The organism is Corynebacterium halotolerans YIM 70093 = DSM 44683 (genome assembly GCF_000341345.1).
GTDB classification, from domain to species: domain Bacteria; phylum Actinomycetota; class Actinomycetes; order Mycobacteriales; family Mycobacteriaceae; genus Corynebacterium; species Corynebacterium halotolerans.
Genome location: NC_020302.1, coordinates 2,446,049 through 2,460,894 on the forward strand (window position 1 = coordinate 2,446,049; position 14,846 = coordinate 2,460,894).

Below are 14,846 nucleotides of genomic sequence, written 5' to 3' on the forward strand. Positions count from 1 at the left end.
CTCAGGGGCGGTAGCCGCTCAGCGGTTCCACGCTCACCGCCAGATAACGGTGCAACGGCAGGGCCGTGATCCGTTCGTGGACATCGGCGGAGGTCGCGGCGTCGACAAGCGCCACGAGCGTGTCCGAGCCCGCCACCCGCCACCACCGCGCACCCGGCCAGTCAGCCAGGCCGGCGCGGGTACGCCCGCGTAGGTCGGCGCGGATCTCCGGGTCCATGTCGCCGGGAATGTGCGGGCTCAGGCGTACCAGCCAGGTGGACATCAGTTGCGGGTGAAGTGGTTGATCTTGTCCCAGTCGGGTTCGAGACCCAGGCCCGGGCCCTCCGGCAGCTTGACCACGCCGTCGCCGTACTCGAGGTCGGTGGTGGTGTAGGACTCCTTGAGCAGCATCGGGCCGAAGAGCTCCGAGCCGAAGGAGATGCCCTTGGTCGCGCAGGCGAAGTGGATGGAGGCGGCGGTGCCGAACGGGCCCTCCAGGGAGGTCGCGCCGTGGCAGGCCAGCCCGGCGGCCTCGGCGATGGCAACGGTCTTCTTCGACTCCTGCAGACCACCGAGCTTGGTGGTCTTGATGGCGATGACGTCCGCGGCCTGCGCCTTGACCACGGCCAGGGCGTCGGCCGGGGAGCAGACGGACTCATCCGCCATGACCGGCACACCGATGCGGGTGGTGATCTCGCGGAGGGTGGCCAGGTCATCGGCCGGGGTGGGCTGCTCGAACAGCTCGACGCCGGCCTCGGCCAGCTTCGGCAGGTAACGCAGCGCGGTGAGACGGTCCCAGCGGGCGTTGACGTCGATGCGCAGTCCGACCTTGCCGCCGAGGTTCTGGGCCAGCTGGGCGATGCGCGCGGTGTCCACGGCCGGATCGCCCGAGCCCATCTTCAGCTTGAAGGACTTGTGGCCGTACCGCTCGATGCGCTCCTCGATCTCGGCGACGGCCTCGTCCAACGGCAGGACGCCGAGTGCCCACGTCACGTCGATCTCGTCGCGGACACGACCACCGAGCAGGTCGCGCACCGGGATGTCCAGGGCACGTGCCCAGGCATCGTGCATGGCGACGTCGCAGGCCGCCTTGGCGAAGCGCATGTTGGCCACGGACCTCTCGAAGTCGGCCATGATACCGGCCAGCTCGTTGACCTGACGGCCTTCCATGATCGGGGCCAGGTGACCGTCGATGATGACCTTCATGGTCTCCGCGGACTCACCACCCCACCAGGGGCCACCGGGGACGACGCCCTCGCCGTAACCGGTCACGCCGCCGTCGAGGGTGACGGAGACGAGCAGGATCGGCTGGGCCGTGGCGGTGTAGGTGGCGAAACCGTGCGGGCGGAACAGCGGGACGTCGAGAAGGCGGGTCTCGACCTTGGCGATCGTGAGATCAGACATGAACTCTTCCTTATTACGTGAGATGGGTGAGGCTGGCGCGGGTATCGGCCGTGCCGGGACGGGCGCTCGGGAGCGGAAACACGAAACGCCCCACGCCCCCACGAGTGTAGGGACGCGAGGCGCGCGCAGAGGGGGCTAGTCCTCCTTGTCGAGGGCGAAGCCGTACTCGACGAGGTTGTAACCGGTCTCCGGATCCTTCTGCGGATCCAGGACGAGCTCCGGCTTGACGGCGGTCGCGACGTCGTTCTCGACCCACTCGCCACCCTGGAAGTAGAGCTGGGTGGTGATCTCGCGGTAACCCGGGGACTTCACGCGCAGGTGCAGGTGGGCCGGGCGCCACGGGTGGCCACCGTAGGACTCGATGAACCAGCCCGTCGGGCCGTCGGTCGGGATCTGGTACGGGGCCGGCTGCAGGGTCTTGATCTCGTACTCGCCGTTCTCGTTGGTGACGATGGTGCCACGCAGATTCCACTCCGGGATGCCCGGGGCGAACTGGGAGTAGTAGCCCTCCTCATCGGCGTGCCACAGCTCAACGGTGGCACCGCCCAGACCGTTGCCGTCGACGTCGGTGACCTGGCCCTTGAAGATCAGCGGGGTGGCCTCCTTGTCCTTGTCACGCATCGGCATCTCGCACTTCCACGGCAGCTCCGGGGAGTTCGGAACGTAGTACGGACCCTCGATGGAGCCCTTGGTGCCGGTGTAGGAGTTGCGGTTGTAGTTGATCTCCTCGATCTCGTGCTCGACGAAGACGTCCAGCCACAGCGGCCACTCGCCGTACTCGCCGACCTGGATCATCCAGTTCTTCAGGACGCGGTACTCGTCGTAGGTGACCTGGTGCTTGTGGGCGACCTCGGCGATGGCGGCCAGCAGATCCTTGTAGATCGCGTTGGCACGCTCCTTGGAGGTGTCGGACTTGACGGACTCACCCTTGAACTTGTCGGTGGCGGCGTTGCCGGAACCCTTGGCGGTGGGGTCCTCGTTCTGCAGATCGGCGAGATTAGCCATGACGATCTCCTTTACGTGGGAGTAGGCGGTTTTTGGGGTAGATCCAGTTTGGTGTGCATCCCAAATAGACCGGTGATGCAACTCCTGGGTTGTAATTACTGTGTCCCACCTCACGAGGGGATGCAAATACGAATCTTCCCGAAAATAGCCGATCCTACCCTTTCACGGCTTTCCCTGCCCCCTATTTTCACTGGTGGAGGAGTTGCACACCCCTGAATATCCGCGGAATGAAACCTCCCACCCCGACCTAATCCTAGGCACACCCCTGACGAAATGGGGGGATAGCGGGGGTGGAATCCCTCATCCATCACCGCCACGGCTACACAGCTGACCCCCACAGTCGCTGCCACCCCTACCCGAAACCCCACCCCCGCGCACGGCGGGGCGCGTCGTCCGGCCCGACGGGGCGAATGAGGCGCACAGGCATGCGGGACCACCCCTTAGTCCACCGCTCCCCACTGCGCGCCGAATTCAGACACCATCGCCCAAAATCACCCCCGATTCACCCCCAAATACGGGTCGCGGAGGAAAAATCTTCCCCCACCTTCCACCACCCCGGCCCGGAACCGTTTCTGCTGGCACGGGCGGGTGCGCAGACCGCACGGTCGTGCATTCGCACACAGACCCCCGGCCCAGTCCCAGGCCTTTCCCTAGTGTGACCCATAACATGATGGTGCATGATGGTCGCTATCCCTCACTTGGAGAGTGAGCGGCATCACCGTTCCATCGATCGCAGGAAACCGTCACGACCGGGACGCTCCCGCCGAGCGTCGGCCACGGTCTTCCTTGTCGACCAGAAAGATTGGATGTTCATCATGACCGCACCCACCGCCGACACCCGCGAGATCCTCTCCCGCGCGCTCGAGAACCGTCCCGAAGAGGGCATCGTCCGCGTGAACCGCGAGATCTTCACCGACGAGGAGATCTTCGACCTCGAGATGCGCTACATCTTCGAGGGCAACTGGCTCTTCCTCGCCCACGAGTCCCAGGTCCCGAACCCGGGTGACTACTTCACCACCAACATCGGGCGTCAGCCGGTGATGATCACCCGTTCCAAGGACGGCAAGCTCAACTGCCTGATCAACTCCTGCTCCCACCGCGGCGCCATGCTCTGCCGTAAGAAGGTGGACAACCGCACCACCCTGACCTGCCCCTTCCACGGCTGGACCTTCTCCAACGACGGCTCCCTGCTCAAGGCCAAGGACGAGAAGAACGGCGCCTACCCGGAGAACTTCAACAAGGACGGCTCCCACGACCTGCGCCGTGTCCCGAAGTTCGAGTCCTACCGCGGCTTCCTCTTCGGTTCCCTGAACGAGGATGTCGGCACCCTGGACGAGTTCCTGGGTGACACCCGGGTCATCCTCGACATGCTCATCGACCAGTCGCCCGAGGGTCTGGAGGTCCTGAAGGGCACCTCCACCTACACCTACGACGGCAACTGGAAGCTGCAGGCCGAGAACGGCGCCGACGGCTACCACGTCTCCTCCGTGCACTGGAACTACGCGGCCACCACCTCCCGCCGCAGCACCGGTGAGTCCGAGAACGACACCAAGGCCATGGACGCCGGCTCCTGGGGCGAGCAGGGCGGCGGCTACTTCTCCTTCCCGAACGGCCACCTGATGCTGTGGCAGGAGTGGGGCAACCCGGAGGACCGCCCGGTGTACGACCGCCTCGACGAGCTCAAGGAGCTGCACGGCGAGAAGCGCGGCGAGTTCATGGTCGGTGCCTCCCGTAACCTGTGCCTCTACCCGAACGTCTACATCATGGACCAGTTCTCCACCCAGATCCGCCGTCTCGAGCCGAAGGCCGTGGACAAGACCGAGGTCTCCATCTGGTGCATCGCCCCGAAGGGTGAGTCCGCCGAGGCACGCGCGAACCGCATCCGCCAGTACGAGGACTTCTTCAACGCCACCGGCATGGCCACCCCGGACGACCTGGAGGAGTTCCGCTCCTGCCAGAAGACCTACCAGGCCTCCGCCTTCCCGTGGAACGACATGACCCGCGGCCTCGGCCAGCAGGTCGAGGGCCTCAACGACGTCGCCCGCGACCTGGGCCTGAACGAGGTGCTCTCCTCCGGCGCCCGTACCGAGGACGAGGGTCTGTACCCCATCCAGCACGGCTACTGGGAGTCCGTGATGGAAAAGGCCGTCGACGCCGAGGACGCCGACCTCGCCGCCAAGTCCGACAAGCACGTGCGTGACGACGCCGAGTCCGCCTCCGCCACCGTCGCCTTCGCCAAGGAGAAGGCCGCCGCCAAGGCCGCCTCCGGCTCCAGCGAGGGCTCCGGCCGCCGTCGCCGCCGCCGCACCCGCGGTGCCGAGTAAGACGCACCCGAGCCCACCCCAACACCTCTAAGGAGAACATCATGACCGCCGCCGTGTCCGCCTCCGAGATCACCCGGGACCAGATCCTGGACTTCCTCTACAAGGAGAACCGCCTCCTCGACGACCGCAAGTTCGAGGAGTGGCTCGAGCTCTACAGCAAGGACGTCGAGTACTGGATGCCGGCCTGGGATGTCGACGACACCCTGACCCAGGACCCGCAGAACGAGATCTCCCTGATCTACTACCCTTCCCGTGCCGGCCTCGAGGACCGCGTCTTCCGCATCCGCACCGAGCGTTCCTCCGCGACCTCCATCCCGGAGCCGCGCACCGGTCACTACCTGAACAACCTGGAGATCCTCGACCGCCGCGAGGGCGAGGTCGACGTTCGCTACAACTGGATTTCCTACTACTTCCGGTACAACACCACCGACCACTACTTCGGCACCACCTGGCTGACCATCGACGTCTCCGGTGAGGCCCCGCTGATCAAGAAGAAGAAGATCGTCCTGAAGAACGACTACATCCACCACGTCGTGGACATCTACCAGCTCTAATCACCTGACTTTTCCCCGGAAGGAGGAAACCCCTCAACATGGCACATGAAATCGCCCTGGCATTCGAGGACGGGATCACCCGGTTCGTCGAGTGTGAAGAAGACCAGACGATCATCGACGCCTCCTACAAGGCGCGGATCAACATCCCGTTCGACTGCCGCGACGGCGCCTGCGGTACCTGCAAGGCGTTCGCCGAATCGGGCGACTACGACGAGGGCGAGTACATCGACGACGCTCTGACGGACGAGGAGGCCGACGAAGGCTACATCCTCTGCTGCCAGACGAAGCCCTTCACCAACATGGTCATCCAGGTCCCGATCACCTCGGATCAGGCCAAGACCGGCGCCTCCACCCTGATCGGCAACATCACCGAGCTCGACCGGCTCTCCGAGTCGACCGTGAAGTTCTCGGTGAAGATCAAGGAGCGCGACCAGCTCAACTACCTGCCCGGCCAGTACATGAACATCTCCGTGCCGGGCTGGGATGACCACCGCTCGTACTCGTTCTCCTCCGGCCCCTCCGAGGACATCGTGACCTTCCTGGTCAAGCTGACCCGCGGCGGCCTGATGTCCGAGTACCTGACGGACACCGCCAAGGTCGGCGACGAACTCAACCTGACCGGACCGATGGGTTCATTCTTCCTGCGTGAGCCGCTGGATCCGATCCTGCTGCTGGCCGGCGGCACCGGCCTGGCCCCGATCATGGCCATCCTGGAGAAGCTGACCGAGGACGAGCTGTTGGATGTCCCGGTCCGCCTGATCTACGGCGCCACCTTCGATCACGACCTGGTCGAGCTCGAGAAGCTGGACTCCTACCGTGACCGCCTGCCGGACTTCGACTACTTCACCGTGGTCTCCGACCCCGAGTCGAACCACGAGCGCAAGGGCTACGTCACCGACCACATGGACTCCAAGGAGCACCTGCACGACGGCAACGCCGACGTGTACCTGTGTGGTCCCCCGCCGATGGTCGAGGCCGTGCGCAAGTTCCTCAACGACCAGCCGACCCCGCCGGAGAACTTCTACTTCGAGAAGTTCAACTCCGCGGCCGGCTCCAACAAGGAGTCCGTCGTCGAGGTCGAGACCAAGTCCGCACCCGGCTACGCCGAGGTCTCGGTCTCCGCACCGGGCGTCCAGACCGGTCAGGTCCACCGCACCCAGCAGGACTCCCGCGCCGTCTTCGAGGCCCGTATGGCCCTCGAGTTCGGCGTGGCGTCCCTGGTCCACGAGACCCTGGACAGCGACGACCTCAAGAAGTTCCGCGGGCTCGCGGAGAAGGCGAACTCGTTCATCGAGGGCGACAAGCTCACCGACGCCGACGGCTACGTGAAGGCGAACAACGAATACCACGAGTTCCTGTTCCACCGTTCCGGCAACCCGTCGATGCTGGAGGCCTACAACAATCTCCGAGTCATGGATGTGATGAGCAAGGAGCTCGAGGACAACGGCTTCATCGAGTCGGCCATCGCCCAGGAGCACCTGGACATGATCGACGCGCTCGAGGCCAAGGATCTGGCCAAGTACGGCGAGGTGCTGCGCTCCCACAACGAGCACGCCGTCTCCACCATGGACAAGGCCATCGAGAACCGCCTCGGCGCTGAGACGGAGGCGGCCAAGTGACCCCGCAGGGAGCCGGAGACCGGGAAGCCGCCCCGCAGTCGGCGAAGGGCACCATGCCGGTCGGCGAGGGCGTGGAGGGCACCCCGGAGCTGTTCACCCCGGACCGCTTCAAGGGCCAGAACGTGCTCATCACGGGCGCGGCCCAGGGCATCGGCCAGGCCGTGGCCAACCGCATCGCCCACGAGAACGGCTCCGTGTTCCTGGTCGACCGCTCCGAGCTGGTGCACCAGGTGGCGGCGGACCTCGCCGAGGTCACCTCCGGCACCGTGGGATCAGCCACCGCTGACCTGGAGACCTGGGAGGGCGCGGAGGCCATGGTCGCCGCGGCCGTCGAGAAGCTCGGTTCCGTCGACGTGGCGATCAACAACGTCGGCGGCACCATCTGGGCCAAGCCCTACGAGCACTACACGCCCGAGGAGATCGAGAAGGAGGTGCGGCGCTCGCTGTTCACCACCCTGTGGTCGGTACGCGCCGAGCTCCCGGCCCTGATCGATAACGGTGGAGGCACCATCGTCAACGTCTCCTCGGTGGCCACGCGCGGCGTCAACCGCGTGCCCTACGCGGCCTCCAAGGGCGGCGTCAACGCGCTGGTCTCCGCGCTGGCCCTCGAGGCCGCGCCGAAGAACGTGCGGGTGGTCGCCACCGCCCCGGGCGGCACGCTCGCCCCGGAGCGCAAGGTCCAGCGCGGCCCCGGCCCCGAGGGCGAGCAGGAGAAGGAGTGGTACCAGCAGATCGTCGATCAGACGGTGGACTCCTCCCTGTTCAAGCGCTACGGCACCCTCGACGAGCAGGCCGCCCCGATCGTGTTCCTGGCCTCGAAGGAGGCCAGCTACATCACCGGCTCGGTCCTTCCCGTCGCTGGCGGCGACCAGGGATAACATTAGGGTAAAGCTCAGGGACTGGTGAGGGATTACGCCTCCCACGCAGGCACTCCGGTGTTAGCGTGGGAGGCGTGTTCTCTTCCCCTGCCCTCGGTACCCAGCACGCCGCCCGCGCCACCCTCCGTCTCCTGGTGGACCGGATCACCGAACTCGAGGCCGGCCGCGGCCTGCTGCTGCTCGTCACCGGGCCGGCCGGGTCGGGCAAGAGCTCCCTGGTGCGCGAGGTCGTGCGCTCCCTGCCCGGCTGGGCCGGCATCCGCGCCTCCGCACTATCCTGGCAGGCCGGCAACGAGGGCGAGCTGCTCGGCCACATCCTCGACCGCGGCGGACACAGCGGCTCGCTGACCGAGCTCGTGGACCGGGCAGGTGCATCCACCGCGATCGTCGTCGACGACGCCCACTGGGCCGACAACACCTCCCTGCAGGCCCTCGTCGAGGCCACCCGCCGCCTGAAACATGGACGCGTCGCCGTCATCATGACCGTCTCCGACAAGGAGGACGCACCCCGTCCCATGTCGGTGAGCAGGCTGCAGGCGATGGCCGACGAGTCCGTGACCATCGCCCCCTTCGATGTCGAGGACGTCCGCGCCCTGGCACTGTCGACCGTCGGCGCCCACCTGTCCCCGCTGGCGGCGGCCGAATTACGCGACATCACCGGTGGACGCCCGGGCCGCATCCGGGAGGTGCTGCAGGCCGCCCCCGCCGACCACTGGCGGCTGAGCAACCCCCGCATCCCCATCCCCCGGCCGTGGCGGGCGTCCCTCCGGCGACGCAGCGAGGGGATCGACGTCGACGCCGTGCTCAACGCCGTCGCCATCCTGCCCGGCACCGGCAGCGGGCAGGCGGACCTGATCCGCCACCTCGCCGACGACGAATCCAACGAGATGCTCGACGCCGCCTTCGCCGCCGGTCTGCTCGAGTTCATCCCGAACGCCGAGGCGCCCGTCGTCGGGTTCACCCACCCCACCGACCGCGCCGTGGTGCGCTCCATGCTCGGGCCCGGCGAGGCCACCCGGCTGCACCACCGTGCCGCCGCATACCACCGCGCCCACCACGACGTCGGCTCCGCCCTCATCCACGAGGCGCTCGGCACCTCGGGCACCGATGACGAGATCTCCGGGCAGCTGGCCGAGCGTGGCGAGCAGCTCGCCGCGGGCGGCCAGTGGCGGGCCGCCGCCGAGGCCTTCGATCTCGCGGCACGGGTGGCCTCCGACCCCAGGATCGCCCAGGACAACCACCTGTCCTCCATCGAGGCGTTGATCGCCACCTCGGACATCCCGCGCGCCCGGCTGCACGCCGGGTCACTCAGCCGGGCGCTCCAGGACGCCAAGGTCGACTCGATGCGCGGCTACCTCGCCCTCCACGAGGGACGGCGCTCCGAGGCCGTCAGCCTCATCGACCGGGCCTGGCGGACCCTCCAGCAGCAGGACAGCATGGATCCCGTTATGCGGGCACGCGTGGCTTCCCGCAAGGTGTTCATCAACCTCAACGACTGGCAGCCGGAACAGGTCGTCCACTGGGCGGACATCGCCGACGAATGGGCCCCGGAGGGTTCCCCCACCCGGCTTGAGGCGCAGTACATCGCCATGATCGGCCGGGCCGCGATCACCGGCACCATCCCGCCGGACACCCCGCTGCCCGAGGAGACGCCGATCCTGGCGCAGCGCCGCAAGATGGCGGCCGGCTGGATCCACCTCGCCCACGACGACCCCGTCGCCGCCCGCCAGTACCTGGAGTTCAGCAGCGGTGCCGAGGGCTCCGAGCGCATCAGCCTGTGGATGGAGGGGTGGCTGGCGCGCGCCATGTTCCTGCTCGGCGAATACCGGGAGGGCGAGCGCGTCGTCGAGCAGGGCCTGGCGCGCGCCGAGCGCTTCGGCATCAAGTTCCTCGAGCCGCTGCTGCTGTGGACCGGCGGACAGATCGCCGCCTTCCGCGGTGACCGCGAGCTCGCCCGCTCCTACGTCAACCGGCTGACCTTCAGCCACGACGCCTTCGTCATCCAGCGCATCCCCTCGGCGATGTGCCGCCTGCAGATCGCGGCCATCGAGGGCGACATGTCCACGGCCCAGCGCGCCGGTGAGACCCTGACCCAGATCGGCAGGGAGACCGACATCAGCCAGCCGGGCTACTGGCCGTGGGAGGACGTGTGGGCCCAGCAGCTGCTGCAGGCCGGACGGGTCGAGGAGGCCGACGAGGTGACCACCCGCGCCGAGGAGAAGGCCGAGGGCTCCGGGATCGCCTCCCTGCACGCCAAGCTGGGGGTGCCACGCGCCGGCATCCTGCTCGCGCGCGGCGACATCGAGGGCGGCATCCGCCGTTTCGACGAGTCGGTCGAGCTCATCGAGACCCTCCCCCTGCCCTCCTACCAGTCCCGCATCCTCTACCAGTACGGTCGCGTCCTGCGCCGTCTGGGACGGCGTCGGCACGCGGACGAGATCTTCGCCCGCGCCGGCGAGGTCTTCGCCGCCATGGGCGCCACCGAGTTCGTCGAACGCTGCAACCGCGAGCGCCGCGCCGGCGGGCTGGGCACCCGCACCACGGGTGCCGGGGGTCTGACGCCGCAGGAGGAGGAGATCGCGAAGCTGGTGGCCGAGGGCGCCACCAACCGGGAGGTCGCCCGGGAGCTGTTCCTGTCGTCGAAGACCGTGGAGTACCACCTGACGCGGGTGTACCGGAAGCTCGGTGTGCGCACCCGCAACGAGCTGCCGCGGGTGCTCGGCGAGCTGTAGGCGGGACCCGGCCCGTGGCGGGGTGCGCGGCTGTGCACTCCCCGACCCGGAAACGCCGAAAAGGGGGCGCCCCAGGGAGAAATTCCCGGGGCGCCCCCTCATCAGTGGGTGGCCGCGTTAAACGTTGAGCTTGCGGTACTCGAAGACCTGGTCGATGATGCCGTACTCGACGGCGTCCTCGGCGGTGAGGATCTTGTCGCGGTCGGTGTCCTCCCGGACCTGATCCGCGGTCCGGTTGGTGTGCTTCGCCAGCGTGGTCTCCATCAGGCGGCGCATGCGCTCGATCTCGGCGGCCTGGATCTCCAGGTCGGAGACCTGGCCCTGGACGCCCTGGGTGGCCGGCTGGTGGATGAGCACGCGGGTGTTGGGCAGCGCGGCGCGCTTGCCCGGGGCACCGGCGGCCAGCAGCACGGCGGCGGCGGAGGCGGCCTGGCCGAGGCACACGGTCTGCACGTCCGGGCGGACGTACTGCATGGTGTCGTAGATGGCCATCAGCGCGGTGAAGGAGCCACCGGGCGAATTGATGTACATGGTGATGTCCCGGTCCGGGTCCAGCCCCTCAAGCACGAGCAGCTGCGCCATGATGTCGTTGGCGGAGGTGTCGTCGACCTGGGTGCCCAGGAAGATGATGCGCTCCTCGAACAGCTTGGCGTAGGGGTTGGTCTCCTTGGTGCCGTAGGAGGACTGCTCGACGAAGGACGGCAGCACGTAACGGGACGAAGGCATCTGGAATCCGTTGGTCATTATTTTTTACTCCTCAATCCCTAGTTGCTGATCGAACCCTGCGCGAAGGTGATGACGTGGTCGACGATGCCGTACTCCTTGGCCTGCTCCGCGTTGAACCAGCGGTCGCGGTCGGAGTCCTTGGTGACCTGCTCGAAGGTCTGGCCGGTGTGCTCGGCGATGAGCTCGGCCATCTCGCGCTTGGTCTGGGAGAACTGCTCGGCCTGGATGGCGATGTCGGCCGCGGTGCCGCCGACGCCGGCGGAGGGCTGGTGCATCATGATGCGCGCGTGCGGCAGGGCGAAGCGCTTGCCCTTGGTGCCGCCGGAGAGCAGGAACTGGCCCATCGAGGCGGCCAGGCCCATGCCGTAGGTGGCGATGTCGCACGGCGAGTACTTCATGGTGTCGTAGATGGCCATACCCGCGGTGACGGAGCCGCCCGGCGAGTTGATGTACAGCGAGATGTCGCGGTGCGGATCCTCCGCGGTCAGCAGCAGGATCTGGGCACAGATCTTGTTCGCGATCTCGTCGTCGACCTGCTGGCCGAGGAAGACGATGCGCTCACGCAGCAGTCGCTCGTACACCGAGTCACCCAGGTTGAGGCCCCCGCCGGGCGACGTCATCCGGATCTGGTCAGTCATGGAATCAAACTCCTGTAATTCTCGTGTCATCGATGCTCCCCAGGGTACTAGCGGTGACGGCGAAACTGCTTCCCTGTTCGCTCACAGCGTCGCAACGCTTCCCGACGCCCGTGTCTCCCCGGGTAGGCGAAAGGGCCCCGACGTTCTACGTCGGAGCCCTGCCGCGGGAGGACTAGTCCTCGGTCTTCTCGGCGTCCCCGGAAGCCTCCGGAGCCTCCGGAGCCTCCGGAGCCTCCGTAGCCTCAGTGGCCTCGGTGTTTTCGGCGACCTCCTCGGTCTCCTCCTCACCGAAGTACTGGGCCGGATCGACCTCGTTGCCGTCCTCGTCCTTCGCGGAGACGCGGCAGATCGCGGCGGCCAGGGCCTTGCCGCGGCGGACGTCGGCGAACAGGTTGGCGATCTGGCCGGACTGCTGCAGCTGGCCGACGAACTGGCTCGGGTCCATGCCGTAGGACTGGGCGGTGAACAGGATGTGGTCGGTCAGCTCCTGCTGGGAGACCTCCGGGTTCTCCTGCTCGGCCAGGGTGTCCAGGAACAGCTGGGTGCGCACGGCTTCCTCGGCGTCCTTGCGGGCCTGCTCGTCGAACTCCTCGCGGGTGGTGCCCTGGGCCTCCAGGATCTGGGCGAGGGCGGCCTCGTCATGGGCCATCTGGCCGAGCAGCTGGTGCAGCTGCTGGTGGACCTGCTCGTCGACGACGGACTCCGGCAGCGCGAAGTCGGTCTTGGCCAGGGCCTCCTTGAGGACCTCATCACGGATGTTGGCGGCCTGCTGACCCTTGCGGGTCTCCTCGACCTGGGTCCTGGTGGACTCGCGCAGTTCCTCGACGGTGTCGAACTCGGAGGCCATCTGGGCGAACTCGTCGTCCAGCTCCGGCAGCTTGCGCTCCTTGGTCTGCTGGACGCGGACGGAGACGGTGGCCTCCTTGTCCTTGTGCTCACCGGTGACGATCGTGGTGGTGAACTCGTTCTCCTCGTCGGTCTTCATGCCGCGCAGGGCGGTGTCCAGACCATCGATGAGATCACCGGCGCCGACCTCGTAGGACAGCCCCTCGGTGGTGGCCTCCTCAACGACCTCGCCGTCGACGGTGGCCTTGATGTCGATGACGGCGAAGTCACCGGTCTTCAGCTTGCGCTTGGTGTCCTTGAGCTCACCGAAACGGGCGCGCAGTTCGTCGAGCTCCTCGTCCACGGCGGCGTCGTCGACGCTGATGGTCGGGACGGTGACGGCGATCTCGGAGAAGTCCGGGACCTCGATCTCGGGGCGGACGTCAACCTCGGCGGTGAACTCGACGAACTCCTTGTCCTCGATCTTGGTGATGTCGATGTCCGGCTGGCCGATGACGACCAGCTCGTTCTCCTGGCAGGCACGCTCGTAACGGGACGGCAGCATGTCGTTGACGACCTGCTCCAGGATCGGGCCACGGCCGAAGCGGGCGTCGATCAGCTGGCGCGGCGCCTTGCCCTTCCGGAAACCGGGGATGGACACCTGCTGCGCGATGGCGGCGTAGGCCTGGTCAATCTCGGTGCTGAGGTCCTCGAAAGGAACATTGACGGTGAGCTTGACGCGGGTGTCGCTCAGCTTCTCGACGGAACTCTTCACGAGTAACTCTCCTGGATTCGCATTGAAGTTCGTATTTAAGGACCGGGTACCGGGTTACGGGTACCGGCCCCCTAGTCGGGGCGACAGGATTTGAACCTGCGACCCCCTGCTCCCAAAGCAGGTGCGCTACCAAGCTGCGCCACGCCCCGTATGTTCTCCCAGGGGTGGGAGACATACGAGATACAAGTTTACCGTCCGCTCTTAATCGGTGACGACACCGGGGTCAAAAAACGGTGTCCGCGCCCGGTGACGGGGCACCCACCACGGGCAATGCGATACCATCCGTCGTCGGCGAAGGCGATGAAAAAGCCCCGGACCGCTGCTGGCGATCCGGGGCTCACGTGGAGGGAATGACGGGAATCGAACCCGCGTCATCAGCTTGGAAGGCTGAGGTATTAGCCACTATACGACATTCCCATGCCGGTGCGGGACAGTCTAACGCACTCCCCCGCCGAAACGAAAACGGAACTTTCCGGGCCGCGATATCGTTGTACCCACAAAGCCCTCTCCCACATTCGACCTCGGAGTGAATGATCCCGTGGAACTTCTCCTCATCCTACTCGTCCTCGGCGGCGGCGCCGCCTACTTCACGTCCCGCTCCAACAAGAAGAAGGAAGAGGAGCGCGAGGCCGCCCGGCTCGAGGATGCCCGCGCCGACGCCCGCCGCTGGATTGAGCGTCTCGGTTCGCAGGTGCTGACGATCTCGGGCACCGACGCCGCCTCGACGCAGGCGATCGCCGACGCCTCCGAGCGCTACAACGCCGCCTCCTCCGCCATCTCGACCGCGGACACGACCAAGCAGGCCGAGCTGGCGCGCGAGTCCGCACTTGAGGGCATGCACTACATGAATGCCGCGCGCGACATCATGGGCATGACCCCGGGCCCGGAGCTGCCGCCGCTGGAGGGCCAGCGCAAGGCCGGCAAGGTCACCGAACGCCGCACCATCGAACACGACGGCCAGACCATCACCGCCTCCCCGGACGCCTCCGACGAGACCCCGAACTACTACCCCGGCGGCACCGTCGCCGGCCGCCCGGTGCCGGCCGGCTGGTACTCCACCGCCTGGTGGGCCCCGGCCATGATGACCGGCATGTGGGCCGCGAGCTCCATGTTCATGTTCTCCGCGATGTTCGCCGGAATGTCCGGCGTCAACTACGGCGGGGAGGAGTTCGCCAGCGGCGCCGGCGAAGGCGGCGACATGGGCGATGCCGGTGACATGGGGGACGCCGGCGGCGACATGGGCGGCGGCGAGGACATGGGCGGCATGGAGGACGGCGGCGGTCTCTTCGACGGCTTCGACCTCGGCTTCGACTTCTGATCCCCCGCTGACCAGGTGACCTCCGGAAACCGGCGCCCAGGCGCCGGTTTTTTGCTGCCCCACCCGTTT

Annotated in this window: 12 protein-coding genes and 2 tRNA genes; 6 read left to right on the forward strand and 8 right to left on the reverse strand. The window is 67.0% G+C overall.

Going from position 1 to position 14,846, the window contains the following annotated elements; translation table 11 throughout:
* Position 1: 1 nt before the first annotated feature.
* The 3 genes from A605_RS11235 to catA form a co-directional block, all read right to left on the reverse strand.
* The gene (locus A605_RS11235; RefSeq protein WP_015401638.1) at positions 2–262 is read right to left on the reverse strand and encodes a muconolactone Delta-isomerase; all 261 of its coding nucleotides are present in this window, start codon (positions 260–262) and stop codon (positions 2–4) included.
* Positions 262–1,383, reverse strand: a complete 1,122-nt coding sequence (locus tag A605_RS11240; RefSeq protein WP_015401639.1) for a muconate/chloromuconate family cycloisomerase — start codon at positions 1,381–1,383, stop codon at positions 262–264. Before A605_RS11240 ends, A605_RS11235 begins: the two co-directional genes overlap by 1 nt.
* A 135-nt stretch (positions 1,384–1,518) precedes the next feature.
* Entirely contained in the window at positions 1,519–2,388 is an 870-nt protein-coding gene (catA, locus tag A605_RS11245; RefSeq protein ID WP_015401640.1) for a catechol 1,2-dioxygenase, read from the reverse strand.
* 815 nt (positions 2,389–3,203) lie between these two features.
* Here catA and benA point away from each other — a divergent pair.
* The 5 genes from benA to A605_RS11270 all read left to right on the forward strand — a co-directional run bounded on the left by benA (position 3,204) and on the right by A605_RS11270 (position 10,495).
* A complete protein-coding gene (gene benA / locus A605_RS11250) occupies positions 3,204–4,712 on the forward strand; it encodes a benzoate 1,2-dioxygenase large subunit (RefSeq protein WP_027004271.1) in 1,509 nt (502 codons plus the stop codon).
* Positions 4,713–4,753: 41 nt separating this feature from the next.
* On the forward strand, positions 4,754–5,266 hold the full coding sequence (benB, locus tag A605_RS11255) for a benzoate 1,2-dioxygenase small subunit (protein WP_015401642.1): 513 nt from the start codon (positions 4,754–4,756) through the stop codon (positions 5,264–5,266).
* Between the two features lie 38 nt (positions 5,267–5,304).
* Positions 5,305–6,885, forward strand: coding sequence for a benzoate 1,2-dioxygenase electron transfer component BenC (gene benC, locus A605_RS11260; RefSeq protein ID WP_015401643.1), 1,581 nt, complete (start codon positions 5,305–5,307; stop codon positions 6,883–6,885).
* A 53-nt stretch (positions 6,886–6,938) separates the two neighbouring features.
* Entirely contained in the window at positions 6,939–7,763 is an 825-nt protein-coding gene (locus tag A605_RS11265; RefSeq protein ID WP_034990622.1) for a 1,6-dihydroxycyclohexa-2,4-diene-1-carboxylate dehydrogenase, read from the forward strand.
* A 74-nt stretch (positions 7,764–7,837) separates the two neighbouring features.
* Complete coding sequence (locus tag A605_RS11270; RefSeq protein WP_015401645.1) at positions 7,838–10,495, forward strand: helix-turn-helix transcriptional regulator; 2,658 nt, start codon at positions 7,838–7,840, stop codon at positions 10,493–10,495.
* A 117-nt stretch (positions 10,496–10,612) separates the two neighbouring features.
* Here A605_RS11270 and A605_RS11275 read toward each other — a convergent pair whose 3' ends face one another.
* From A605_RS11275 to A605_RS11295, 5 genes are all read right to left on the reverse strand, one after another.
* Complete coding sequence (locus A605_RS11275) at positions 10,613–11,239, reverse strand: ATP-dependent Clp protease proteolytic subunit (protein ID WP_015401646.1); 627 nt, start codon at positions 11,237–11,239, stop codon at positions 10,613–10,615.
* Between the two features lie 20 nt (positions 11,240–11,259).
* Positions 11,260–11,859 (reverse strand): ATP-dependent Clp protease proteolytic subunit, encoded by a 600-nt coding sequence (locus A605_RS11280; protein ID WP_015401647.1) that lies wholly within the window; start codon positions 11,857–11,859, stop codon positions 11,260–11,262.
* 172 nt (positions 11,860–12,031) lie between these two features.
* Positions 12,032–13,459: a trigger factor gene (gene tig / locus A605_RS11285; protein WP_015401648.1), complete on the reverse strand. Its 1,428-nt coding sequence runs from the start codon at positions 13,457–13,459 to the stop codon at positions 12,032–12,034.
* A 75-nt stretch (positions 13,460–13,534) separates the two neighbouring features.
* Positions 13,535–13,608, reverse strand: a tRNA-Pro gene (locus A605_RS11290).
* A 193-nt stretch (positions 13,609–13,801) separates the two neighbouring features.
* A tRNA-Gly gene (locus A605_RS11295) sits at positions 13,802–13,876 on the reverse strand.
* 121 nt (positions 13,877–13,997) lie between these two features.
* Between A605_RS11295 and A605_RS11300 the strand changes: the two genes are divergently transcribed.
* Positions 13,998–14,777, forward strand: a complete 780-nt coding sequence (locus A605_RS11300) for a hypothetical protein (RefSeq protein ID WP_015401649.1) — start codon at positions 13,998–14,000, stop codon at positions 14,775–14,777.
* Positions 14,778–14,846 lie beyond the last annotated feature (69 nt).